The sequence below is a fragment of the Afipia sp. GW821-FHT14H12 genome, assembly GCF_058803465.1.
In genome coordinates this window covers 2,149,374-2,173,219 of the sequence record NZ_JBXAOZ010000001.1, presented here as the reverse complement: position 1 = coordinate 2,173,219, position 23,846 = coordinate 2,149,374, and the positions used below count along the sequence as shown (strand labels likewise).

Below are 23,846 nucleotides of genomic sequence, written 5' to 3'. Positions count from 1 at the left end.
CATTAAGTTTCTCATCAGGTTGCACTTTCGGGATGGAGCCTGGTGACTCGCCTCGTGCTGATGCTTGTCTGTCTCGTTGCCGGGAGCCTGCCGCTCGCGGCGCAAACTGTTTCGCCCACTGAACCAGCGCCTTCTCTCGAAACCCTGGCCCGTCAGAGCGGCACGCCGGATATTCCCGGCCTCAACATGGTCTGGCTGGTGCCGTGGGGCGATCGCGCCGATGCCAACATCTGGCACAACATCGTCGTGCACCGGACCGAGGGGCCTCCCGGATCGGCCTATCGCAATGCGCTGCGTCAGGCGCGGGATCCCGAAGGCCGCGGCGCAACGATCTGGGTGGAGACGGACGGCACGGTCTATTGGGCCGTCGGCGAATGGGCGACGCCCAAGCATGTGCGGCTCGGCGGCAACCGCAACGATAATAAATACATCGACAACCGCGAGACCTTTCGCCTGATCCCTAACAACAATTCGATCGGGGTCGAATTCGCGGGCAACTATCCCAATGTCCGCAAGCCGGTGACAGAAGCGCAGATCGAGGCATGGCGAATTCTCGTCCGCGTCTTGCAGGCGCGCTACGGCATTCCGGGCGACCGCATCTTCGCGCACAATTGGGTGGACTATAAGGATCGCCGCTATTGCGAAGGCTGCATGCTCGCCACGATGGCCCGCGCACAAGGCACCGAGATCGCCTTGCAGGGACAACCCCACTAACCGCATTTTCCAGACCGGCGGAGCGGCCTGCCGGAACGGCTGCGGCGGAGGTGTCGCCGACTTCCGCTCCACATAAAAATGACCAACCCCTTGGGGTTGGTCAGGTGGGGTAGAAATACTCGGTCAGATAGATGGAGCCGCGGGCAAGCCCGCGGCTCCGATACGCCTCAGTTAAAGAGCTTCATTGCGTTGATCAGCGTCTGGCTGACGCCTGCAAGCAGAGGGATGCCCACGAAGCCCCACGCCAGTATCAGCAGGAGCGGGCTGGTTTTGGTTTCAGCTTGTTCCATTATCAAGGTCCTTTGAATTCATCATGTTGAGTGCGCTGACAGGAAGCGAGCGATCCGGTTTGAACCGCTCGCTTCCCTTGATGGACGTTTAGCCCCTGGCTGGCACGCCGTCGGGCGTGGCCTCGCCGGCACTCGCCGTGTTCTTCATGTGGTACTTCTTGTCCACGGCCTTGACGCAAGCGTTGGCGATGAAGCCGATCACCAGCAACCCGGCCATGATGTACATGGTGTTGTTGTAGGCCTGCGCCTTCGGAACACCGTGCGTGATGTTGTACTCACGGAGATAGTTGACGATCACCGGACCCGCGACACCTGCCGCCGACCAGGCGGTAAGCAGAATGCCGTGGATGGCGCCGACGTACCGCGTGCCGAACAGGTCACGCAGATAGGCCGGAACGGTTGAGAAGCCGCCGCCATACATCGACACGATGACGAGGAAGCAGCAGACGAACAGGACGACGTTGCCGCTACCACCCGCGAAAGGCACGGTGATGTACAGCACGAAGCCGAGGCACATGAACACGAAGTAAGTGTTCCGGCGGCCGATGTAGTCCGACAGCGACGCCCATGAGAAACGGCCGCCCATGTTGAACAGGCTCATCAGGCCGACAAGGCCGGCTGCAGCGATCGGAGTGATATGACCCGGGAACATTTCCTGGCTCATGGCCGATGCCTGACCGAGCACACCGATGCCTGCCGTGGTGTTGAGGAACAACACAACCCAGACGAACCAGAACTGCGGCGTCTTGATCGCGTCGTACACGAACACATGGTTCGTCGTGACCAGCTTCTTGCTGGCAACCGCCGAGGGCACGTATCCCTCTGGCTTCCAGCCTTCAGCCGGCACGCGGACGATCAGCGCACCCATCATCATGAAGAACAGGTAGACGCAACCGAGCACGACGAAGGTGTTGAACACACCGACATCGGTCGTTGTATGAAACTTGCTCATCAGCCAGACCGACAAAGGCGAAGCAATCATCGCGCCGCCGCCGAAACCCATGATCGCCATGCCCGTCGCCATGCCGGGACGATCCGGAAACCACTTCATCAGCGTCGAGACCGGCGAGATATAGCCGATGCCGAGTGCGCAGCCGCCGATCACGCCGTAGCCGAGATAGATCAGCCAGAGCGTGTGCAGATGGACGCCGAGCGCGGAAATCAGAAAGCCGCTCGCCCAGCAAAGTGCTGCCGTGAACATGGCCTTGCGCGGGCCGCCTTCTTCGACCCACCGTCCGAACACCGCCGAAGAAATGCCGAGAAACAGCATGGCGATGGAGAAGATCCAGCCGAGTTCGGTGAGTTTCCAGTCACCCGGCGCGGACTGGGTGACGCCGAGAAGCTTGGTCATCGGCAGGTTGAATACGCTGAAAGCGTAAGCCTGACCGATACACAGATGCACGCAAAGCGCCGCCGGCGGAATCATCCACCGGCTGTAACCCGGCTTTGCGACTGTTCTTGATCGATCCAGAAATGGAATCCACGCCTTCGAATAAGTCTCCGGCGTATGCATAACTTCAGCCATTATATTTTCCCCTCCCATGGGACGTTGCCCGATCGCATTCAATTATTCGATTGCAAATCACGGAATATTTCCGTTCCCGATACCGCCTTTGACAAACGAATATTCTCGACGGCAATCATCAGCATTTCCGATATGAAATTCGGGCAAGCTGAAACGCCCTGTAAAACAGGGGCTTTATTGAGGAGCCGGGACAGACTCGAAGGTCTTCCGGCCTTTCTTATCAATAAGGCGAATTCCCCTCGCCTCGATTGTGGGGGTGCGGCGAAAGAACTCTGGCATGTCAGTCGATCAGAAATCGCTTTGACAAAGCGATCCGGTTGTCGGTGAATAGCCAGACGGGAAACAAACGAGCGGACAATGGATACCGAACTGGCACGAACCTTTCTCACCGTCGTGACGTCAGGAAGCTTCGTTAATGCGGCGGAACAGCTCCATGTGAGCCAATCCACCGTCAGCACGCGCATTCATGCACTCGAAGAACATCTCGGGTGCGCTCTTTTTGTCCGCAATAAAGCGGGCACTACCCTGACGGCTGCCGGCCGGCAATTCCAGCGTCACGCGACAACGCTTGTCCGGACCGTCGAGCTTGCACGGCATGATGTCGGGCTGCCGCCGGGATTCAGCGGAACGCTGGCGATCGGTGGCCGTATCGGTTTGTGGGAAGAATTTTTGCTGGAATGGCTGCCTGAGATGCAGCGTTGCAGACCGACGATTTCGATTCGGGCGGAGAGCGGAGTCGAGGCTGACATCATGCAGGGGTTGATCGAGGGCCGTCTCGACATCGGCGTGATGTACACGCCGCAAAGCCGTCCCGGACTCAAAATCCAGCAATTATTCGAAGAACGGCTGGTGATGGTTGGCAGCACACCAGGCAGACCGCCCGTTCCGCAATCCGATTACGTGTATGTCGATTGGGGGCCGGAGTTCTACACCCGCCACAATACATGCTTCCCGGATTTCACCGGCGCGCCCCTCGTCGCGAATATTGGCTGGCTCGGGCTGCAGAACATTTTGAAAGGCGGCGGCGCAGGCTATTTTCCAGCCCGGATGGTCTGGCCTTATGTAAAGGAAGGCAAACTCCACATTGTCGAGAATGCGCCGGAGTTTTTCATGCCGGCTTATGTCGCCTTTGCAGTCGAACACGACGAGCACGTCATCAATGACGCTCTCAGCATCATGCATCGTATCGCGAGCCAAAATCACGGCGCCAGCAACCCGACTCATGTCTTGAAGCGGACGCGTCAAAAGCCGGTCCTCGTCCCCTGAAGCATCCTTTTCGCGCAACGCGCCGAGATCGCGCTGCAAGAACCGTCCAATTGAGCGATACGATATTCGCTCGACAGTGATACGCGGCGGCAGCCTCGCGCTTCCGCCGCAGCTTTCACAAGGCAGGATCGCATGCGCGGAGGAACAGGCACCTAGTCGTCGAGGATGAACGTCAGATTCATGTTCACGCGGAAACCGATAATGTTGCCGTCCTTAACTTGAACATTCTGTTCCTTGATCCAGGCACCCTCAATGTTGCTGACTGTCTTTCCCGCGCGTTTGATGCCCTCGGTAATTGCGTCCTCAAAACTTTTCTTCGACAACGACGTGATTTCGATGACCTTGGCGACCGACATCCGCAGCTCCTGTTTCACCGTCAAAAACGGGCTAACAGGCTGGGGACTGGAAAGGTTCCCCTTGGATCGGGCTGAGGTAACGATGCCGCAGGGAGGCGAGCGGCGGTTCTCGCCGTACACACGCGCGCCAGGTCTGTCTTGCAGGAGATGACAGAGCCGCCCGGGCGTTACGCCGTGCGGCTCTCTCATGCGGCTGTCGGCTCAAGTTCCGATTCCACCGCAATCTGAGAGCAATGCTGCGCGGCGCTGGTTAACAAAACACTAACGCGATCCGCCGCATTCGAGGAATCCGTTCCCCCGTCAGGGGTTTCCCACCATGCGCTCCCACGCAACCCTTAAGGATAATGGCAGGCTTCACCGAACGATAATGCGAAGATTGCTAGTGTCCCGAGCAATCTTGCTCAAACATCGATGAAGACATTCATGCGCGCGGCTGCGATCGAACACCCTTCTTCAAGTCACCACGCGACGGATAATCTGCATATGCAGATCGATTCCCTGTCCGACGCCGACTGGCATGCGGCTCTCGCCAAATTTTCCGACATCCATTACGAGCAGACCGCCCTGTTCGGGGCCGGACAGCGCGGTGAGACATCGAGTCATCTGCTCGCGACGGAAAACGGAGAGCCGGTATTCGGCGCGCGCGTCGGGATTTACTCGGTGCCGGTGCTCAACCGTGGACTGGCGCTGGTGCGCTTCGGGCCGTTCTGGCGTCGCGCCGACGAGCCGCTCGATCGCGAACGCTACAAGGTCGCAATCCAGGCGCTGATCGATGAATACTGCACGCGCCGGAAGCTCTATCTGATCGTACGCCCGCGCGCGCACCCCGACATTTACCCCATCGAGTCGGAAACCCTCACCGAGATGGGACTATACCCCGGAGAAACCACCGAGCTTGCCCGCTATGTCGTCGATTCCTCGCTCGGCGAAGACGAACAGCGCAAGAGCCTCGGCCAGCAGTGGCGTCGCAATCTGAAAGCCGCGCTCGCCAACAACCTCGATATCCAGATCGGCCGAAGCGAAAACGACGTCGCCAGATTCCAGTCCGTCTATGCGGAGATGGTCGATCGCAAGCACCTCGTCTATCCCGGCATCAATCTTGTCGATCTGATGCCCCAACTGACAAACCTGCCCGACGCAATGCGGATGCGCGTGGCGCTTGCCTATCACGAAGGCAAACCTGTCGCAGGCCTCGCCTTCGCGGTGAACGGCGATGTCGGCTATTACGTGTTCGGCGCGAGCAACGACATCGCCACCGAACTGAAGGCAGGATATGCCTTGCAGTGGAGCGTGCTGAACTGGTTGCGCGAGAATTCACCCGTCAAGTGGTACGAGCTGGGCGGCCCGGGCGATCCCGGCATCAAGCAGTTCAAGAAAGGCTTCGCGGGCAAGCGCGGCATGCTGCTTCCGATTCAGGAATTCCACTATTGCCCAGACATGGTGGCGCGCAGCGTGGTGACGATGCTGTTCGTTGCACGCAACATGCGTAACACCGTACAGCGCTGGCGGCGCGGCAACTGAGCAGCGCGCATCAGCCGCTCTCGATTACGATCCTCCGAGGCGACGCGACCAGTCTTCGGTCCGGCCTGATGACAACCGCGCTTCCGCCAGGCGTCGCCAGTTGTCCGGCAGGCCGGGCAACTGCGCAAGCTCGGCGAGCGCTAAGCGATTCATCCTGTCGTGATAAAGCAGATGCGAGGTGCGGTTGAGCGTCCATGCCGGATGCGGCCGAGTCACCAGCGCGCCCCGATCGCCTGCCGCGATCAGCCCCGGCTCGATCACGCGAAAGTACCAGCCGGTGCGCCCGCTCTCCTGCACGCGCCGCGCCATGTCGGCCACGTCGAAACGCAGATTCAGTTTCCAGCATGGCTGGCGGCCCTGACTGACCTCGACCAGCGCCGAGCCGATGCGCCAGCGATCGCCCAGACAGACGTCGGCTTCGCTCGCGCCACCGATGACGAGATTTTCCCCAAACGCGCCCGGGCGAAAGCGTTCCGCCTGCGCGGGCAGTTCATCCGCCCAACCGGATAAATGCGTCACCGCGTAGGCGTGGATCGCCTTGTCCGGTCCGCCGTGATGCTTCCGGTCTGCCTGCTCATCTCCATCGAGACCGAGAGGACCGGCCGCAAGCGCGCCAGCGACCTTGTGTTTATCGATGGCGCTCAGCGCCCCGGCCGCACCAAGCGGCGCAGCACGGCCGATGCGCAGTTCGAGAATGTCAAAACTGGCCATCTGGACTACACGCACTCTCCATAGTGAAATAGCTTAGAAAATATAGATTGAGGATACTATTCTCAGATTGATGCTCTCGGGGAAGTAGGGGTAGCAGCCGCGGGCATAGCTGCGGCGGCGAGTCTTGGGGAGACTCCATTGGCGAACGACTTCATTGCGTTAGACGTAGAAACAGCGAACTCCGATTTTGCAAGCATATGCGCTATCGGTTTGGTTCACTTTAAATCTGGTGAAGTATTCAAGTCCTTGACCATTTTGGTTGATCCAGAAGATGATTTCGCCCCAGCCAATATTGCCATTCACGGCATTCGTCCCGAAGATATCGTGGGCATGCCAACTATGGAAAAAGTATTCCCTGTCATCAGCAATGCTCTTGCCAATGCTGCGATAATTCATCATAGCCCGTTTGATCGCACCGCATTTGCTCGTGCTGCTGCAAGATATGGCGCTGATGGCCTGCCTTGTACTTGGCTTGATAGTCTCCAAGTAGCGCGCCGCACTTGGGATCACTTCAAATTAGATGGCGGCTACGGATTAAAAAATCTGGCTGCAGCATTCGGTATCGAATTTAGGCATCACGATGCCGCAGAAGATGCGCGTGCCGCCGGTCTAATCATGCTGCGCGCCATTACTGATACGCGGATCAACCTTCAATCATGGATTGATGAAATCGGATACGAGAGCGTTGCGGGTGCCGCACCACGGCCGTTTAAGAGAAGGTCCGATTGGAGGCGTCATTCTCAAGACGGCAATCCGCACGGCCCACTATCTGGCGAAACTATTGCCTTTACAGGATCTCTTTCCATCGAGCGCGCTCAAGCAGCTCAGATGGCTGCCGAAGTCGGGTGCAAGGTCGTAGATTCTGTGAGCAAAAAGACCACCATTCTCGTGGTCGGTGATCAGGATTTGCGGCTAACTAAGGGACAAGAGAAGAGCACCAAGCACCGCAAGGCTGATCTCCTCATTGAGGAGGGAACGCCGATCCGTATCATTCGCGAAAGCGATTTTATGATGATGGTGGATCACTGAATTAGGGGCGCTACCCTTCAATGCCTTAAGCTATTGTTTTTGTTGAGTTTGGTGCGCTCGGAGGGACTCGAACCCCCACGATTTTACTCACTGCCACCTCAAGGCAGCGCGTCTACCAATTCCGCCACGAGCGCTTTGCGACTGCCCCCGGAACAAGGCCCGGGCGGGCCGAAACGGCCCCGTCACGGCCGCCGATGTAACAAATGGATCATGCCGGGACAAGGGCTTGCACCAGCTCGGCCCACAATCTCGAATTCTTGCAACAAAGCCTTCAAAACCGAGGTTTTTAGCCCGGAAAGCGATGACCGCGCCGTCCCGCCCTAGCGCTGGTCCGCCGTTTTCGGCAGCATCCGCTTCACCTCGACGGCGATGCGGTTGCGATTCACAACAACCGCCCCGGAGGCGACCGGCAGGTTGTTGGCCAGCACCTTGACCTCATCCTGCTCGGTGGCATCAAGTTCGATGATGGCCCCGCGGCTCAGCCGCATGACCTGGTGAATCGGCATCCTGGTGGTGCCCAGAACCACCATGAGATCGACGGAAACGTTATCGATTGTCGCCACTGTACCTGACCCGGAAAGACTACTTTTTCCAGATCACCACGCTATGGTGAACCAATGGTTAACGTCCGCGATACCCTTGCCTCATCGCCATTTTCCGCCACGCCGGGGGCCGTCATCGAGTGGCGGGTGACGGATTCGCTGGTCGATTACGAAGAGGCGCTCGCCGCCATGGAGGCGCGCGCGGCCGCGATCGCCGACGGCACCGCGCCGGAACTCGTCTGGCTGCTGGAACACCCCCCTCTTTATACTTCCGGCACCAGCGCCAGGCCCGGCGATCTCGTCGATGCCCGCTTCCCGGTGTTCGCCACCGGCCGCGGCGGGCAATTCACCTATCATGGCCCCGGCCAGCGCGTGGTCTATCTGATGCTGGATCTGAAGCGGCGGCGGCCGGACGTGCGCGCCTATGTCGCCAGTCTCGAACAGCTCATCATCACGACGCTCGCAGCCTTCAACGTGCGCGGCGAACGGCGGGAAGATCGCGTCGGCGTCTGGGTGAAGCGGCCCGAGAAGGGTGACGGCTATGAGGACAAGATCGCGGCGATCGGCGTGCGGCTGAAGCGCTGGGTGTCGCTGCACGGTATCGCCATCAACGTCGAACCGGAGCTGTCGCATTTCACCGGCATCGTCCCGTGTGGAATCGCAGATCCGCGTTATGGCGTCACCAGTCTCGCCGATCTTGGCCTGCCGGTGACGATGCACGATGTCGATATTGCACTTCGGCAGGCGTTCGAGGACGTCTTCGGCGCCCTCGAACCGGCGCAGCCTGAAGTTGCGGATTGATCGTCCCGGTCTTTAACCGGGATAAGGCGAGCGGGCGCAGAGCTTGTTGCCGTCGGGATCGCGCAAATAAGCGAGATACACTTTCTTGCCAGCCGATTCGCGGACGCCCGGAGGATCTTCAGCGGTCTTGCCGCCATTCGCCACGCCAGCCGCGTGCCATGCATCGACCAGCGCCGGGCTTTTGATGCTCAGGCCGATGGTGCCGCCATTGGCGAAACAAGCCGGCTGGCCGTTGATCGGCTTGGTGACAAGAAAACGCGCGCCGCCGTCGCTGTAGGCAAGCCGACCCTTCGCATCGACCATCCCGGCGGTGCCGCCGGCTGCGGTGAAGATGGCGTCATAGAATTTCTTGGACGCTTCGATGTTATTCGAACCGACCACGACATGGCTGAACATGACAAAACCCTCAATTATGATGGATGAAATGATCTACCGGAAACGCACATATTGATGCAAGGGTCGTGAGACGAGACTTTGCCGGAAGCCATGTTCGCGCCCCGATGAGTCGGGATGCAAATTGACGCAGGCGTTCGGAAAAGCTCTCGCCTTCCCGAACCGGCCTGCGCCAAGCGGCTTCATACCGCCAACTGATACGGCGGAATCCAGAGCTTCTTCGCGATATAGCGCCGCTCCTGCGTCAGCCCGCCGAACCCATAGGCATCCGCGCGCACTTCATGCACGTGAACATAGCTCTCGGTGTGCAGCGGGCCCAGCAGTTCGCCGAACCGCTTGAACGTCGCGGCGATGAACTCGGCCTTCTCGTCCTTGGTGTTGGTGCCGTCGGTGATGTGGATGTCGAGCCAGACGCTGGCGAGCTTCTGCTCGGCGAGCGAGCGGCCACCGGCGAACCAGTCGGACGCCTCGACCGTCTGCACGATGATCGCGGTCACCTTCGGGTCCTTCTGCAGGATTTTGGACGACAATTCGCTGACGGCCGCGGCGATCTCCGCCTTTGAGGGAGGAACGTCCTTGGTCGATGAATACTGAACGGTGATGAGGGGCATGGTCGTCTCCTTGAATTGCTGCCTCGTTGACAACAGGAAGCTAGACCCGCCCGTATGATTTTGGTATCTTATCTAATCTGATATCAATGATAACATATATTGATGATGCCATGAGCACGCTCGACATCGAAACCGTTCAGGCCTTTCTGCTGGTGGCGGAATTGCAGAACTTCACCCGTGCTGCCGAGGTGCTGGGCACCACGCAGGCCGCGGTCTCCATGAAATTGCAGCGGTTGGAGGCGACGCTGAACAAGCGCCTCGTGGAACGCTCGCCGCGCGCCGTCCGGCTGACCGCCGAAGGCATGACCTTCCAAAAAGACGCGAAAGCCCTGATCGATGCGCACGACCGCGCGTTGAACGGCTCGCAGGCCGTGCGCAAACAACTCGCGCTTGGTTTCAGCGATCATGCCGCAGGCCCTGAACTTGTGCCGATCATGGAACGGCTGCGGTCGCTTTCGTCCTCGCTCACGATCACCGTGCAGATCGGCTTCTCGCACGACCTGCTCGATGCGTTCGATGCGGGCACGCTCGATGCCGTGATCGTACGGCCGGAAGGCAGCCATCGCGGCGGCGAGAAACTGACCGAAGATGAATTCGGCTGGTTCGCCGCGCCATCGTTCAACTGGGCTGCGGGCGAACGGCTTCCCATTGCCACGCTCGCGCCTTCCTGCGGCGTTCGCGCCATTGCCGTGCGCGCGCTCGACAAGGCGAAGCTGCCATGGACGGAAACCTTCATCGGCGGCGGCGTCACGGCGGTCGTCGCGGCTGCCGAAGCCGGCCTCGGCGCCGCACCGCTTGCCCGCCGCATCGCCCCGCCCGGACTGATCGATATCGGCGCGACCTACAAACTGCCGAAGCTCGGGAGATCGAAAGTGATGCTCTATTCAAGAGTGAGCGACGCCGCGCAACTTGCGGCGCTGCGCACCATCTCGGCCGCTTTCCGCAAGATCGTGCTTGCTGCGTAATTCTTCAGCGCCTGCGGGCTCCGACATCGTCGAGCCGCTCCGCGGGCGTCTCGTCCTCCTCTGGCTTCGCAAGAGGCGTGATGATGATCGCAGCCACTTCGCGGTTCGCGCCTTTGATTCCCCACAGGGAGAGCTGCACGGGAAAGGTCCAGCGATGGGCGCGCGGAACTTTCTGCACGATCTGCGTCATCCACTGATCGCAGGCGGCATCGGTCACAAAACAGATGGCGCTCCAGCCTTTTGCGAAGGTGCTGTCGCGCGGCATGCCCCAGATACGCTGATAGGCAAAAGGAGGGCTGTAGACGGGATGATCCGGGCTGTAGAACGCCGTGGCGAAAGCCAACCCGTCATCGCCACTGACACGCGCAAGCGGCGTTTCGGAAGCCTCATGCCACGCAGCCGTCAGCCTGTCGGAAGCCTCACGATAAAAATCCCGGCCGCCCGGATTGGGGTTGGCGTTCCGATAAAGCGCATACAACGGCGACGCAAGGAACGCACACAGAAACAGGCCGCCCACCATGGTCGCAAGGTTGACCGTTTCGACGCGGGGAATCTCGAAACGCAGCGCACAGACCGCAATCAACAGAACGAAGAACAGGCCCTGGAAATGCCACGTCGCCGGCAGATCGCTGTCGAGCATCACGATGAGCAGCATCGGCAGGATGAAGCTCGTGGCGAAAATCAGCAGCAACAGCAGCAAACCGGGTGAAAGATGCCTCAGGTTGCGTCCCCACTCCCGCCATTGCGAGCGGAGCATCACCGCAAGGCTGATGGCTGGCAGGAGCAGATAGGCCGCATTGGTGAGAGCAAAAACGGCAGCGTCCTTGATCGAGTGGACACCCTTCCGATCAATATGCATCTCTACGGCGTAGTGAAAGGGCCCGAAATCATTCTGCCACAACCAGTAGATATGCGGCGCGATCCCGGCCAGTCCGCACACCAGCGAAATCCACGGCGCTTTTGAGCGCAGATATCGTGCGCGGTCGGGGTGAAGAATGCCGGCGACCACAAATCCTGCGAGGAGGAAGATCGAATAATATTTGCCGAGCATCGCCAACGCGCACAAAAAGCCCGCCGCTGCCGCCCAGCCAGCCGTGCGTTCCTCAAACGAACGCAGAAAGCAATAGGTCGCCAGCGGCCACACCGCGAGCAGCACACTGTTGGCGTTGAACTTCTCGGCATGGAATTGATAGACCGGCGTCAACAGCAGCAGGAACAGGATCACGGCCCGCTTGTCGCCGCGCACGAAGCGGCGCGCGATCAGATCCACCGCGAACAGCGCCAGCCCGGCGTTGGCCAGCGCCAGCAGACGAAACGACCAGTCCGTCAGCGGAAAGATATCCATCCAGCCGTGAGCCACCCACCCCATCAGCGGCGGATGCTTCCAGAATCCCCAGGCGAGGTGCCGCCCCACGGACCACGTCTCCAGAACGTCCATGTGCAGATTGCCGTGGATGCAGGCGATGCAGAAAATCAGCGTCGAGAGCGCGACGAAGCCAAGGAGCAACGCCGGAATGGACCAGCCGGTCTCGATGCCGTCGAGCCAGCAGGCAATGCCTGCCCGGACGCCACGGAAGCCGGGAGCCAAAAGCGGAGGAGTGTCCACGACAGCCAACAAATAAAGGAATATCGTCCCAGTGCTAGATGCTTCGCGGCGGCTTGACAAGCTGCCTTCGATTTTAGCCCTCACATTCCCTTAAATCGTTGGCAGGCCAGCAAAACCCTCTTCCGCTCCGCGAAGCCGCAATTCGTCCTCCCGCGCCTCTCGCTCCTCGACCCGGCGGACGTGGGCGAAAGACGGGCCATGGCGGCACGCTTCAGCCATCGCGGCGACGGCCTGCGGCGATCCGGCGATCACCATTTCGACCTCTCCGCCCCGGCGGTTGCGCACCCATCCCTCCACCCCGAGACCCTCGGCGGTGTCCTGCGCCCAGGCCCGGAAGCCGACCCCCTGCACCCGGCCATGAATGAGAAGATGCCTGATCGTCCGCGCCATCAGCGGTCCCGTTTGTTCTGTGTGAGGCCCCGCGCCTGTAACAAGACTGTCATGGAGAGAAACTACACCGGACGCGCTTGTTTTCATCCCCTCAGGAGAATTTCATGCGCGCCCGCGTTTCGCTGCCGCTCAGCCTTGCCATTGCCGGTCTGCTGTCTGCCTTTTCGTCCGCAAGCCATGCCGCCAACGCCACGCCGCACAATCTGATCCTGTTTGTGCCGGATGGCCTGCGCGCGCTGAAAGTCACACCGGAGACCGCGCCCGCGATGGCAGCGCTGCGCGACACCGGGGTCAACTTCAAGAATCCCCACTCGCTGTTTCCGACCTTCACCATGCCGAACTCCTCGGGGATGGCGACCGGGCATTACCTCGGCGATACCGGCATCTACAGCAACACGATCTATTCCGGATATCCGGTCGGCGCCGCGCACGGCTCGATGACGCCGTTTCTGGAAAACGATCCGATCCTCGGCGACGTCGATGACCATTTCGGCGGCAACTATCTGAACGAGGAAACGATCCTCGCGAGCGCCCGCCGCGCCGGATTCTCCACTGCCGCGATCGGCAAGCTCGGCCCCACGCTGATGTTCGATCACACCGAGCGCAGCGGCGCCAAGACCATTGTCATTGATGACCAGACCGGCGCATCGAAGGATGGCAAGGATCTCGGCATTCCGCTCTCCGACGAAATCAGGAAGGCAATCGAAGCCGCGAACCTGCCGCTGAAAACGCCATCGCGCGGCGACAACGGCAAGGCCGGCAGTTCCGAGAAACCCGGCACCACCATCGCCAACGTCGACCAGCAGCAATATTTCACCGATGTTGTGACGAAAGCGGTGCTGCCGATGTTCAAGGCGCGCAACAAGCCGTTCGTGCTGGTGCTGTGGTCGCGCGATCCCGACGGCACGCAACACAATCAGGGCGACAGCCTCGGGCAGTTGACGCCCGGCATCAACGGCCCGACCTCGCTCGCCGCGATCAAAAATGCCGACAACAACCTCGCGCAGGTCCGGCAAGCGCTGAAGGATCTGGGCCTCGAGGCCAGCACCAACATCGTCGTCTCCGCCGATCACGGGTTCTCGACCATCTCGAAGGACAGCACGACCAGCGCCGCCGCCAAGGGCGAGTATAAAGACGTTCCCAAAGGCCAGTTGCCTCCGGGCTTCGTCGCGCTCGATCTCGCCAGGGCGCTCGATCTTCCGCTGCTCGATCCCGATAGCAACAACGCACCCGTCGCGGCGAACACCTATCCCCGCCTCGGCAACGGCCTGATCGGCAAGGATGCCGCCCATCCCGCCGCAATCGTCGCGGCCAATGGCGGCTCGGACCTCGTTTACATTCCGGGAACCGGCAGGAAAGGCAAAAAGGCGAACAAGGCGCTGGCACGAAAGATCGTCGCCGTACTTCTGAAGCAGGATTACGTCAGTGGCCTGTTCGTGCATGACGAGCTTGGCCGCATTCCGGGTACGCTGCCATTGTCCGCCATCAACCTGAAGGGTGCAGGCGTCACGCCGCATCCGGCCATCGTCATCAACTTCCGGTCCTACGCCACCGATTGCGGCGATCCGCTGCTCTGCGGCGTCACCGTTTGCGACACGCGCCTTCAGCAGGGACAAGGGATGCACGGCAATTTCAGCCGCGCCGATACCATGAATTTCATGGCGGCGATCGGTCCCGACTTCAAAACCGGCTATGTCGATGCCCTGCCCGCCAGCAACGCCGATGTCGGTATGACGATCGCGCAGATCCTCGGCCTGCGCTCGACCGCCAATGGCGGACTGACAGGCCGTGTGCTCTCGGAAGCGATCCCGAACGGCATCACGCCGAAAGCCGCCGTCACCAGCCGGCTGATGTCAAAGCCGAGCGATAACGGGCTGCGGACCGTGGTGCAGTATCAGCGCGTTCTTGGTCAGCGTTACTTCGATGTCGCGGGTTTCCCCGGCCGCACGCTCGGACTCGACCCGGTCGATACCGCCGAGAAGTCAAATAAGAAGCACGCCAACGCGGCGCGCTGATCCCGGCCTCTATCCACATCAATAAAAACGCCGGATCGGCTGAACCGATCCGGCGTTTTTTGTCATTCGAAATAGCGCGGCGCTTACGTCGCGAGGTCGATCACAGCCGGGAGCGCAGCCACCAGCGGCAACGTCGCGGCCCCGATCAGGCAGGCAGCGACCAGCGTTTTCAGGACGCGGTTGCTGCGGCGCTTGCCGCGCATCTGCGCCGCGATCCACTCCAGCACTTCGACATTGACGCCCACCGCAGTGGTCGGCGCCCAGCTCTCGATTGCGGTGCCCGGCTGCAGCGCGACCGAGCGCGGCGGCACCGGCAAGCCGGAAGCAGCGGCGGCGTGATGGACCACGGCCTTGGCGAGGAGATCGTCGAACCGGCCATCGTCGGAGCGATCTGCACCAGCTTCGCCGATCTGAAAAAGCGTTTCGACTTCGGCCCGGCTGACCGGAATGTCGCGCACCCCAGCCGCGGTCAGGATGCGCGCGCACCAGGCGGCGTCATCGGCGTCGAGCGAACGGGAGAAATGAATGCGGCCCAGCGTGGTCGGCCCCTCGCCGGTGATCACCCCGTCCCGTACCATGCCCAGCGCGCTGACGGCGGAGGCCCTGGCGGCATCGCTTTGCAGCGTTTCAACCTGACGGATGAGTTCGGAGAGATCGGCGGGGCTGTCCTGGATAGACATGGTACTAACTCGCTGGGTACTTCCGTAGCATTTGCTGACGGGGCTTAACGTTGCGTTAATGAACGCCGGGGCGGCATTCGTTGAGTCGCCGGGCTTGCTTTTTGGTCACACTCACCGGCGGTCAGGTTCATTTCCCAAACCGGATAGGCGCACGTGGGGCGCTGCCGGGGCTAATTCAGGGCATTTGAATAAAAACACGCAGTCGTGTTGTTTCAAATTGTTACGCACGACTAGAATGGCCTTGCTCCGATCGAGCGGAGAGAAGAAGGATATTGTCCTTTTTGCCGCACCATTTCGTTTATGTGGCGGGAGGCCTATATCCAAAGGGCCTTTTTCAAGAACCCACGACATGAGGACGTCACGATGACTTTATCGATTGGTGCCAAGGCCCCCGATTTCGAAGCTGAGAGCACCGAAGGCCATATCAGCTTCCACAAATGGCTCGGCGATAGCTGGGGCCTGTTCTTCTCCCACCCGAAGGATTTCACGCCGGTCTGCACGACAGAGCTCGGCGCTGTCGCCCGCCTCAAGCCGGAGTTCGACAAGCGCGGCGTCAAGCTGATCGGCATCAGCGTCGACCCCACCGACAAGCATCACCTCTGGGCCAAGGACATCGAAGAGACGCAGGGCGTCGCTCCGAACTACCCACTGATCGCCGACGTCGATTTCAAGGTCGCCAAGCTCTACGGCATGCTGCCGGAAAGCACCTCCGGCGACGTCAACAAGCGCACCCCGGCCGATAACCAGACCGTGCGCAACATCTTCGTGATTGGCCCGGACAAGACCATCAAGACGGTCCTGATCTACCCGATGAGCACCGGCCGCAACTGGCAGGAAGTGCTGCGCATCATCGACTCGCTGCAGCTCACCGCCAAGCACGGTGTCTCGACCCCTTCCGACTGGAAGCAGGGCGACGACGTGTTCTTCTCCGCCGCAGTGCCGGAAGAAGAAGCCAAGAAGAAATTTCCGAAGGGCTGGAAGTCACCGAAGCCCTACTTCCGCATCGTCGAACAGCCGAAATAACGGCAGCGAAATCGAGACAAAAAGGGACGCTTCGGCGTCCCTTTTTTATTTTTGGACTTTAACGGTACAGTCCTAGCCTGTCTCATTAAAGGTAAAGCCGACCACCGATGAATGCACCCGCCGCCACCGCCATCGTCTGGTTTCGCGACGATCTGCGCCTGTCCGACCACGCCGCCCTGATCGCGGCAAGAGATGCCGGGGCCACCCTGATCTGTCTCTACGTCCTCGACGATACGGAAACCGGAAAGCATGGCCCTCGCTCCCTCGGTGCCGCCGCGCAATGGTGGCTGGCGAATTCTCTTCGCGCGCTCGACACAGACCTGAAAAAGCTCGGCCAGCACCTCGTGCTTCGCAGAGGCGATGCCCACGAGGTTTTGCCGAAACTTGCGCGCGAAGCGAATGCAAAAGCCGTGTTCTGGATCGACAGCGAGGTCCCGGCGGAGACCGCACGCGCACGCGACGTTGCCGAGGCTCTGCAAAAGGCCGGGGTCGAGACACATGTCAGCGCGAGCGATCTGCTCGCGTCTCCGCAAAGCATCCGCAACAAAGAAGGCCACGGCTTGCGTGTGTTCACGCCGTTCTGGAAGCGCGTGCGGGCGCAAGGCGAGCCACCCCGCCCGCTTGCCGCGGTCAGGAAACTGCCGCCGCCTGTCGCATCGCTCAGAAACGAAAACCTGAAAGACTGGAAGCTCGAGCCCACGCGCCCAGACTGGGCGGGCGGCTTCAGGGAAACATGGACGCCGGGCGAAGCCGGTGCGCACAGGCGGCTGCACGATTTTCTCGACGGCGCGATCAAGGGCTATGCGGAGGGCCGCGATTTTCCCGGCAAGGATCACGCCTCGCATCTGTCGCCGCACCTACGGTTCGGCGAAATCTCGCCCCGCCAGGTGTTTCATGCCGCGCGCTTCGCCGCCGAACGGCATCCCGCGCTGTCCCGCGATATCGAGAAATTCCTGTCCGAACTCGGCTGGCGCGAATTCTGCCGCCATCTACTGTTCGATCATCCAGATCTGCACCGGCGCAATCTGCAATCCTCGTTCAACGATTTTCCTTGGCGGCGCGATGCGAAGGCGTTGCGCGCCTGGCAGCAGGGCCGCACTGGCTACCCTATCGTCGATGCGGGAATGCGCGAGCTCTGGCACACCGGCGCGATGCAGAACCGCATCCGCATGGTGACGGCCTCCTTTCTCGTCAAGCACCTGCTGCTCGACTGGCGCGAGGGCGAGGCATGGTTTTGGGACACGCTGGTCGATGCCGACCCCGGCAGCAATCCCGGCAACTGGCAATGGGTCGCGGGCTGCGGCGCGGACGCCGCGCCCTACTTCCGCATCTTCAATCCCATTTTGCAGGGCGAGAAATTCGACCCGGACGGAGCCTATGTCGCGCGCTGGGTGCCGGAGCTGTCGAAGCTGCCGCCTGCACTCATCCACAAGCCTTGGGAAGCCACACCGATGGAGCTTGCGGCGGCAGGCGTCACGCTCGGCAAGACCTATCCCGAGCCGATCGTCGATCACAAAGCCGCGCGCGAGCGTGCACTGGCGGCTTACCGGAAAACGCGGAGTTAGCTTCCCGGCGAAACCTCGGGCCTTCGGTCTGGCTTGTTCACCAGAAACACGCCAGCCGCGCAGATTGCCATACCGACGATGCCGAGAACATCCAGCCGCTCGTTGAACAGCACATAGGCCATGAGCGCCGTGGTCGCGGGCACGAGATAAAACAGGCTTGCGACCTGCGTCGCCGCTGCGCGGCGGATCAGCCAGTACAGCACGCTGATCGAACCGATCGACAGCGCGACCACAAGCCAGCTCACGCCGAGGATGAATTCCATGCTCCAGTTCACCACGCGCGTCTCGAACAGCCACGCGCCGATGGCGTAGAGAATGCCGCTGGTGACGAACTGGATGGTGTTGCCGGTGCGCCAGTCGATATTGCCGCAAAAGCGCTTCTGATAGAGCGTGCCGATGGTGATGCTGACCAATGCCACGCAGGTTGCGAACCAGCCCCACCCGACCTCGCCCGTCATCGGACGGGATTTCAGCACCAGCAGCACGCCGACAAGACCGAGCAGCAGCCCGCCCCATTGCAACGGCGTCACGCGCTCGCCGAGCCAGCGGTTGGCGAGCGTCGAGGTCAGGATCGGCTGCAACCCTGGAATCAGTGCCGACAATCCGGCCGGCACATGGTGATAGATCGCGATCGACACGCCCGCGAGATAGAAGCCATGGATCAGAAGGCCCGCGACCGCGCTGTGCGCGGCCTCCCTCGGGCTCGGCCATTTCGGCCGCCAGATCGCGATGATGATCGCGAGCAGCACCACGACATAGGCCATGCGGATGGTGAGAAAGGTCAAGGGCTCCGCGCCCGAGACGGCATACTTCGTGCCGATGAAGCCCGAGCTCCACAGCACGACAAATACCGCTGGCGCAGCGCGCGCGGCCAGATCGTCCCATCTCTGATTCATTTGCCGTTCTGATTGCCCGAACCTATGCTGGGAGGCAATCAGCCAATTTGCGGGGCGTCCTGCCCCCGCGTAACAAAAGCGTCATCCCCCTACCTACTCCAAGGATCTTCGATATGGACGTTCGCGCCGCCCTCGCCATCGCCGCCGGAAAACCGCTGGAAGTGACCACCGTGCAACTTGAGGGCCCGCGCGAGGGCGAAGTCATGGTCGAGATCAAGGCGACCGGTATCTGCCACACTGACGAATTCACGCTGTCCGGCGCGGACCCAGAAGGGCTCTTTCCCGCCATCCTCGGCCATGAAGGCGCTGGCATCGTGGTCGATGTCGGCAAGGGCGTCACCAGCGTGAAGAAGGGCGATCATGTCATTCCGCTCTACACGCCGGAATGCCGCCAGTGTCCCTCTTGTCTGTCGCGCAAGACCAACCTCTGCACCGCGATCCGCGCGACGCAGGGTCAGGGCCTGATGCCAGACGGCACCTCGCGCTTCTCGTTTCAAGGCAAGCCGGTGCACCACTACATGGGGACATCGACGTTCGCGAATTACACCGTACTACCGGAAATCGCGGTTGCCAAAATCCGCGAGGACGCGCCCTTCGACAAGGTCTGTTATATCGGCTGCGGCGTCACCACCGGCATCGGCGCGGTCATCAACACCGCCAAGGTCGAGCAAGGCGCGAAGGCCATCGTGTTCGGCCTCGGCGGCATCGGCCTGAACGTGCTGCAAGGACTGCGGCTTGCGGGCGCCGACATGATCATCGGCGTCGACCTCAACAACGACCGCAAGGCGTGGGGCGAACGCTTCGGCATGACGCATTTCGTCAACCCGAAGGAAATCGGCAAGGACCTCGTGCCCTATCTCGTCGATATGACCAAATCCGGCGCGGACCAGATCGGCGGCGCGGACTACACTTTCGATTGCACCGGCAATGTCACGGTGATGCGACAGGCGCTGGAGGCCTGCCATCGCGGCTGGGGCCAGTCGATCGTAATCGGCGTTGCCCCCGCAGGCGCTGAAATCTCGACCCGCCCGTTCCAGCTTGTGACAGGCCGCACCTGGAAAGGCACCGCCTTCGGCGGCGCGCGCGGCCGCACCGACGTGCCGAAGATCGTCGACTGGTACATGCAGGGAAAAATCCAGATCGATCCGATGATCACCCATGTGATGCCGCTCAACGACATCAATAAGGCGTTCGATCTGATGAAGCGCGGAGAATCGATCCGCGGCGTGGTGACGTTCTGATTGCAGGCAACGGCATGAGCGACTCCGCGAAATCCTCTCCTCTCGCGCTCGTGGCGACGGATGTTCCGCCTCGCACGAAACCGTCGAATTATCCCGAGCCGTTCTTTTCGCGCATGTTGAAGCGCGAGAAACGTCAGCTCGGCGATCAGTTCGGCCTGAAGAACTTCGGCGTGAACCTGACGCGGCTGTTTCCCGGCGGCGAATCCGCGCTCCTGCACCGGCACACCAAACAGGACGAGTTCATCTACATCCTCGAGGGGCGGCCTACCCTCGTCACCGACGAAGGCGAGGTTGAACTCGAACCCGGCATGTGCGCGGGCTTTCCGGCTGCGGGCCGCGCGCACCAGCTTGTCAATCGTACGGCCGCCGACGTGGTGTATATCGAGATCGGGGATCGCACAGCGGGCGATGAAGGTTCCTATCCGGTCGACGATCTTCAGGCGAAGATGGCTGCATCCGGCAAATGGATATTTACCCACAAGGACGGAACGCCTTACGATTAGCGCCAATCCGATACAAAGCCACGCAGGAACGAGAGGACCCTAAATGAAGTCCGTCATCGCCCCCGCAGCCGTTGCGACTTTTTTCTGGAGCGCCGCGATCGCGCCCGCCTCCGCCCAAGCCGTCGCCGTTCAGGCGGGCTTCGACTGCGCCAGAGCCGAAGCCCCGATCGAGAAACTCATCTGCGGCAATCCCACGCTCGCCATGCTCGACCGCGAAACCACCCGCGTGCTCACATTGACGCGCGAGGATGCAAGCGTCTCGCAGCCGAACATTCTCAAGGATCAGGACAACTGGCTCAAGCAGCGCAACGAATGCATGACCTCCACAGACAAGGAGCGATGCCTCGCGGACTCCTATGTCGGCCGGATCAGCGCGCTGCGCGCGGATTCACGTGCTGTCCGGGCGGCAAAAGCCGGCATCAGTCTCGGGCCGTTCAACGCCGTCTGCGACAACGGCAACACATCGCTGACCGTGGTGTTCGTGAACAGCAAGCCCAGCTACGCCTATGTCGCGGGCCGGAAGGACACCATCGTCCTGAAGCAGGCGCTATCCGGGTCCGGTGCGCGTTATGAAGCGCAATATCCGAAAGGTCAGGCCCGGCTGTGGAACAAGGGCAATGCCGCGCAGATCGCACTACCGGGCGGCAAGGACATGGGCTGCACGATGACGCCGGCCGGCAAATAGGCCGGATCAGAAATCCTCAGGGCACGGATCGGCGATCTTCCACAGGTCCGGTCCGTTCTTGATCTTCTTCATGGTGGTGGTGAGCCCGCCATTGCGGCGAATCCAGTCCTTCACCGGCTGCGGATAGTACGACATCAATTCCGATGTCCCCTCCACGCTCGTCACCTTGATGCCGAAGGTGAAGGACTTGTCGTAATAGGCCTCGTGCAGCCCGATGCTGGCACGCGGCGTCACGCAGATCTTGCTGTTCGGCACAATGCCGAACACCAGCGTGCAGGCGGAATTGCAAATGCCGTCGATGACGACGCGCTCACCCTTGGCGCGGATACGCTCGTACTTGGCCTTGTATTCCTCGACATAACCACCGTGGTCGCGCGTGATGCGCAACGTCGCGTGCGCAGGCGCAGCGCCTGCGGCAACGACCGCCAAAACCAGAAACGACAGACCGCGCATCAAGGAAACGATTCCACCCCGCCGTGCGAACGCCACGGCAAATGACGACAGGACTCTGGCGGGAGTGTGTTTGCATTCCGTTAATCATGCCTGCTTGCCGCAACGGCGCAGGGCAATGAAAACGCTGGAGAAATTTCCGCTCCCCGGCCCGGAGGCGCCAAGGTTTGCTTAACGAAAGGTATCCGCATCGCAAATTAACCGGGCTTTTGGATCAAATTTTCAGAAAGTTCCCGGTGGTAGAAGACTCCCCGTGACCTTGAATAACAAGGGAGGAAGCAATGGCTGTTTTCAAACGGGAATCGCGCAAGGCGCGTCATCAAACACAACTCGGCGCCTGGCTGACTCTCGATGGCGGCTTTGCCAAGCGGCCATGCACCATTGTCGATTTGTCCGCCACCGGCGCCCGCCTCTCGGTCCAGAACGGCGGCAAGCTCGGCAGCAAGATCGCGCTCGCGCTGACCATGGATGTGCGCAAGCTCACCCCCTGCCGCCTCGTCTGGCAGCGCGGCAACGAGATCGGCGTGGAGTTCGTCCAGGTGGCGGGCTGACACGCAGCCTGAATGCTAGTCTTCGGTCGCCCTGAAGCGGCTCATATTTTTCAGCACAAAGGGGACGATCAGCGCGATGAGCGCGATGCCAAGCAGCGTCGCCGAGATCGGGCTTTGCACCAGCGTCATCGGATCGCCCAGGCTGATCGATAGCGCGCGCCGCAACTGGCTTTCCGCAAGCGGACCGAGAATCAACCCCACCACCACGGGCGCGATCGGAAAATCGTAGCGCCGCATCAGAAAGCCCATCACGCCGAAGCCCGTCAGCATGGTCAGTTCGACCACGGAGGGTTTCGCGGCAATCGTACCCATGGTCGCGAACACGAGAATGCCGGCGTAGAGCCACGGCTGCGGGATAGCCAGCAGCCGGACCCATAGGCCGACCAGCGGCAGGTTCAACACCAGCAGCATCGTGTTGGCGATAAACAGGCTCGCGATCAGGCCCCACACCAGATCAGGCCGTTCCGCGAACAACAGTGGTCCCGGATTCAATCCGTATTGCTGGAAGCCCGCCAGCATCATCGCCGCCGTCGCCGATGTCGGCAGGCCAAGCGTCAACAGCGGCACCAGCGTGCCAGCAGCGGACGCATTGTTCGCGGCCTCCGGCCCGGCGACGCCCTCGATCGCGCCCTTGCCGAATTCCTCCGGATGCGCGGTCAGACGGCGCTCGGCCGAATACGACAGGAAGGTTGGAATTTCAGCCCCGCCCGCCGGCAACGCGCCGATGGGGAAACCAAAGCCGAAGCCGCGCAGCCATGGTTTCCATGAACGCTTCCAGTCTTCCTTGGTCATCCAGAGCGAGCCGCGCACGGCCTCGATCTTCTCCTCCGCCTGATGCCGCCGCGAAACGACATAAAGTGCCTCGCCGACCGCGAACAGGCCGACCGCCAATGTCGTCACTTCAACGCCATCGAGCAGTTCCGGAACACCGAACGACAGCCGCGGCTGCCCGGTCAGTTTGTCGATGCCGACAAGGCCGAGAGTCAGACCGATGAACAGGCTGGTCAATCCGCGCACCGGCGAGTCGCCGAACGTCGCCGAGACGGTGACGAACGCCACCACCATCAGGGCGAAGTAATCCTCTGGGCCGAACTTCACCGCGATATCCACGAGGTAAGGCGCGACGAATGCGAGGCCGATCGTCGCCAGCGTTCCCGCCACGAACGATCCGATCGCAGCGGTCGCCAGCGCCGGGCCGCCGCGACCGGCCTTGGCCATCTTGTTGCCTTCGAGCGCCGTCGCCATCGAGGCACTTTCGCCCGGCGTGTTTATCAGGATCGCCGTGGTCGAGCCGCCATACATGCCGCCATAATAGATGCCCGCGAACATGATCAGCGAGCCGCCCGGATCGAGCTTGTAGGTCACCGGCAGCAGCAGCGCGACAGTGAGCGCGGGGCCGATGCCCGGCAACACGCCGACCGCCGTTCCGAGGAACACGCCGATCAGCGCAAACAGGAGGTTCATCGGCTGCAGGGCAACGACCATGCCGTGAGCCAGCGCGGCGAATGTATCCATGC

The 23,846-nt window shown here is 61.2% G+C and carries 26 protein-coding genes and 1 tRNA gene; 13 read left to right on the top strand and 14 right to left on the bottom strand.

Annotated features, from left to right (window positions below; translation table 11 throughout):
• Positions 1–60 precede the first annotated feature (60 nt).
• A complete protein-coding gene (locus tag AC1RNA_RS10985) occupies positions 61–714 on the top strand; it encodes a peptidoglycan recognition protein family protein (RefSeq protein WP_433994109.1) in 654 nt (217 codons plus the stop codon).
• Positions 715–881: 167 nt separating this feature from the next.
• Here AC1RNA_RS10985 and AC1RNA_RS10980 read toward each other — a convergent pair whose 3' ends face one another.
• The gene (locus tag AC1RNA_RS10980; protein ID WP_009340969.1) at positions 882–1,004 is read right to left on the bottom strand and encodes an MFS transporter small subunit; all 123 of its coding nucleotides are present in this window, start codon (positions 1,002–1,004) and stop codon (positions 882–884) included.
• An 88-nt stretch (positions 1,005–1,092) separates the two neighbouring features.
• Positions 1,093–2,529 (bottom strand): L-lactate MFS transporter, encoded by a 1,437-nt coding sequence (locus AC1RNA_RS10975; RefSeq protein ID WP_009340970.1) that lies wholly within the window; start codon positions 2,527–2,529, stop codon positions 1,093–1,095.
• Positions 2,530–2,886: 357 nt separating this feature from the next.
• Here AC1RNA_RS10975 and AC1RNA_RS10970 point away from each other — a divergent pair, with 357 nt between their 5' ends.
• Entirely contained in the window at positions 2,887–3,795 is a 909-nt protein-coding gene (locus tag AC1RNA_RS10970) for a LysR family transcriptional regulator (protein ID WP_009340971.1), read from the top strand.
• 152 nt (positions 3,796–3,947) lie between these two features.
• Here AC1RNA_RS10970 and AC1RNA_RS10965 read toward each other — a convergent pair whose 3' ends face one another.
• Positions 3,948–4,151 carry a dodecin family protein gene (locus tag AC1RNA_RS10965; RefSeq protein WP_009340972.1) on the bottom strand — a complete coding sequence of 68 codons (204 nt, stop codon included), beginning with the start codon at positions 4,149–4,151 and terminating at the stop codon, positions 3,948–3,950.
• Positions 4,152–4,634: 483 nt separating this feature from the next.
• Here AC1RNA_RS10965 and AC1RNA_RS10960 point away from each other — a divergent pair, with 483 nt between their 5' ends.
• Entirely contained in the window at positions 4,635–5,672 is a 1,038-nt protein-coding gene (locus AC1RNA_RS10960; RefSeq protein ID WP_082157023.1) for a lipid II:glycine glycyltransferase FemX, read from the top strand.
• A 24-nt stretch (positions 5,673–5,696) separates the two neighbouring features.
• On the opposite strand, the gene AC1RNA_RS10955 is transcribed toward AC1RNA_RS10960, so the two are convergent.
• Entirely contained in the window at positions 5,697–6,383 is a 687-nt protein-coding gene (locus AC1RNA_RS10955) for an MOSC domain-containing protein (protein WP_492951081.1), read from the bottom strand.
• Positions 6,384–6,521: 138 nt separating this feature from the next.
• Between AC1RNA_RS10955 and AC1RNA_RS10950 the strand changes: the two genes are divergently transcribed.
• Positions 6,522–7,412 (top strand): exonuclease domain-containing protein, encoded by an 891-nt coding sequence (locus AC1RNA_RS10950; RefSeq protein WP_082156972.1) that lies wholly within the window; start codon positions 6,522–6,524, stop codon positions 7,410–7,412.
• Positions 7,413–7,461: 49 nt separating this feature from the next.
• Here the strand turns inward: AC1RNA_RS10950 and AC1RNA_RS10945 are convergent.
• Together AC1RNA_RS10945 and AC1RNA_RS10940 are read right to left on the bottom strand one after the other, a co-directional pair.
• Positions 7,462–7,546: transfer RNA gene (locus AC1RNA_RS10945), tRNA-Leu, on the bottom strand.
• A 186-nt stretch (positions 7,547–7,732) separates the two neighbouring features.
• On the bottom strand, positions 7,733–7,975 hold the full coding sequence (locus AC1RNA_RS10940; RefSeq protein WP_009340975.1) for a FliM/FliN family flagellar motor switch protein: 243 nt from the start codon (positions 7,973–7,975) through the stop codon (positions 7,733–7,735).
• Positions 7,976–8,029: 54 nt separating this feature from the next.
• Here AC1RNA_RS10940 and lipB point away from each other — a divergent pair, with 54 nt between their 5' ends.
• Positions 8,030–8,755: a lipoyl(octanoyl) transferase LipB gene (gene lipB / locus AC1RNA_RS10935; RefSeq protein WP_048755864.1), complete on the top strand. Its 726-nt coding sequence runs from the start codon at positions 8,030–8,032 to the stop codon at positions 8,753–8,755.
• Positions 8,756–8,767: 12 nt separating this feature from the next.
• Here lipB and AC1RNA_RS10930 read toward each other — a convergent pair whose 3' ends face one another.
• Positions 8,768–9,151 (bottom strand): VOC family protein, encoded by a 384-nt coding sequence (locus AC1RNA_RS10930; RefSeq protein ID WP_492951080.1) that lies wholly within the window; start codon positions 9,149–9,151, stop codon positions 8,768–8,770.
• Between the two features lie 179 nt (positions 9,152–9,330).
• Positions 9,331–9,759, bottom strand: a complete 429-nt coding sequence (locus tag AC1RNA_RS10925; protein ID WP_492951079.1) for a tautomerase family protein — start codon at positions 9,757–9,759, stop codon at positions 9,331–9,333.
• Between the two features lie 110 nt (positions 9,760–9,869).
• On the opposite strand from AC1RNA_RS10925, the gene AC1RNA_RS10920 reads away from it, so the two are divergent.
• Positions 9,870–10,724 (top strand): LysR family transcriptional regulator, encoded by an 855-nt coding sequence (locus AC1RNA_RS10920; RefSeq protein WP_492951078.1) that lies wholly within the window; start codon positions 9,870–9,872, stop codon positions 10,722–10,724.
• Between the two features lie 4 nt (positions 10,725–10,728).
• Here AC1RNA_RS10920 and AC1RNA_RS10915 read toward each other — a convergent pair whose 3' ends face one another.
• Complete coding sequence (locus AC1RNA_RS10915; protein ID WP_492951077.1) at positions 10,729–12,330, bottom strand: glycosyltransferase family 39 protein; 1,602 nt, start codon at positions 12,328–12,330, stop codon at positions 10,729–10,731.
• A 90-nt stretch (positions 12,331–12,420) separates the two neighbouring features.
• Positions 12,421–12,720, bottom strand: a complete 300-nt coding sequence (locus tag AC1RNA_RS10910; RefSeq protein ID WP_492951076.1) for an acylphosphatase — start codon at positions 12,718–12,720, stop codon at positions 12,421–12,423.
• 104 nt (positions 12,721–12,824) lie between these two features.
• Between AC1RNA_RS10910 and AC1RNA_RS10905 the strand changes: the two genes are divergently transcribed.
• A complete protein-coding gene (locus AC1RNA_RS10905) occupies positions 12,825–14,735 on the top strand; it encodes an alkaline phosphatase family protein (protein WP_492951075.1) in 1,911 nt (636 codons plus the stop codon).
• 83 nt (positions 14,736–14,818) lie between these two features.
• Here AC1RNA_RS10905 and AC1RNA_RS10900 read toward each other — a convergent pair whose 3' ends face one another.
• Positions 14,819–15,415 (bottom strand): hypothetical protein, encoded by a 597-nt coding sequence (locus tag AC1RNA_RS10900; RefSeq protein ID WP_009340983.1) that lies wholly within the window; start codon positions 15,413–15,415, stop codon positions 14,819–14,821.
• Positions 15,416–15,778: 363 nt separating this feature from the next.
• Here AC1RNA_RS10900 and AC1RNA_RS10895 point away from each other — a divergent pair, with 363 nt between their 5' ends.
• Both AC1RNA_RS10895 and AC1RNA_RS10890 read left to right on the top strand, forming a co-directional pair.
• Entirely contained in the window at positions 15,779–16,438 is a 660-nt protein-coding gene (locus tag AC1RNA_RS10895; RefSeq protein ID WP_009340984.1) for a peroxiredoxin, read from the top strand.
• Positions 16,439–16,545: 107 nt separating this feature from the next.
• Positions 16,546–18,003, top strand: coding sequence for a cryptochrome/photolyase family protein (locus AC1RNA_RS10890; RefSeq protein ID WP_492951074.1), 1,458 nt, complete (start codon positions 16,546–16,548; stop codon positions 18,001–18,003).
• Here AC1RNA_RS10890 and AC1RNA_RS10885 read toward each other — a convergent pair.
• The gene (locus tag AC1RNA_RS10885) at positions 18,000–18,899 is read right to left on the bottom strand and encodes a DMT family transporter (protein WP_009340986.1); all 900 of its coding nucleotides are present in this window, start codon (positions 18,897–18,899) and stop codon (positions 18,000–18,002) included. The genes AC1RNA_RS10890 and AC1RNA_RS10885 overlap by 4 nt on opposite strands.
• A 113-nt stretch (positions 18,900–19,012) precedes the next feature.
• On the opposite strand from AC1RNA_RS10885, the gene AC1RNA_RS10880 reads away from it, so the two are divergent.
• Genes AC1RNA_RS10880 through AC1RNA_RS10870 form a run of 3 tightly spaced genes read left to right on the top strand, consistent with a single transcriptional unit; the run spans position 19,013 to position 21,328 of the window.
• Complete coding sequence (locus AC1RNA_RS10880; RefSeq protein ID WP_009340987.1) at positions 19,013–20,140, top strand: S-(hydroxymethyl)glutathione dehydrogenase/class III alcohol dehydrogenase; 1,128 nt, start codon at positions 19,013–19,015, stop codon at positions 20,138–20,140.
• A 14-nt stretch (positions 20,141–20,154) separates the two neighbouring features.
• Complete coding sequence (locus tag AC1RNA_RS10875) at positions 20,155–20,643, top strand: cupin domain-containing protein (protein WP_048755858.1); 489 nt, start codon at positions 20,155–20,157, stop codon at positions 20,641–20,643.
• Between the two features lie 43 nt (positions 20,644–20,686).
• Positions 20,687–21,328 (top strand): MliC family protein, encoded by a 642-nt coding sequence (locus AC1RNA_RS10870; RefSeq protein ID WP_048755857.1) that lies wholly within the window; start codon positions 20,687–20,689, stop codon positions 21,326–21,328.
• Between the two features lie 6 nt (positions 21,329–21,334).
• Here the strand turns inward: AC1RNA_RS10870 and AC1RNA_RS10865 are convergent, their stop codons facing one another.
• Positions 21,335–21,781, bottom strand: coding sequence for a hypothetical protein (locus AC1RNA_RS10865; protein ID WP_492951073.1), 447 nt, complete (start codon positions 21,779–21,781; stop codon positions 21,335–21,337).
• Positions 21,782–22,059: 278 nt separating this feature from the next.
• On the opposite strand from AC1RNA_RS10865, the gene AC1RNA_RS10860 reads away from it, so the two are divergent.
• The gene (locus AC1RNA_RS10860; RefSeq protein ID WP_048755855.1) at positions 22,060–22,329 is read left to right on the top strand and encodes a PilZ domain-containing protein; all 270 of its coding nucleotides are present in this window, start codon (positions 22,060–22,062) and stop codon (positions 22,327–22,329) included.
• 15 nt (positions 22,330–22,344) lie between these two features.
• Here AC1RNA_RS10860 and AC1RNA_RS10855 read toward each other — a convergent pair whose 3' ends face one another.
• A complete protein-coding gene (locus AC1RNA_RS10855; RefSeq protein WP_492951072.1) occupies positions 22,345–23,844 on the bottom strand; it encodes a tripartite tricarboxylate transporter permease in 1,500 nt (499 codons plus the stop codon).
• Between the last annotated feature and the right edge of the window lie 2 nt (positions 23,845–23,846).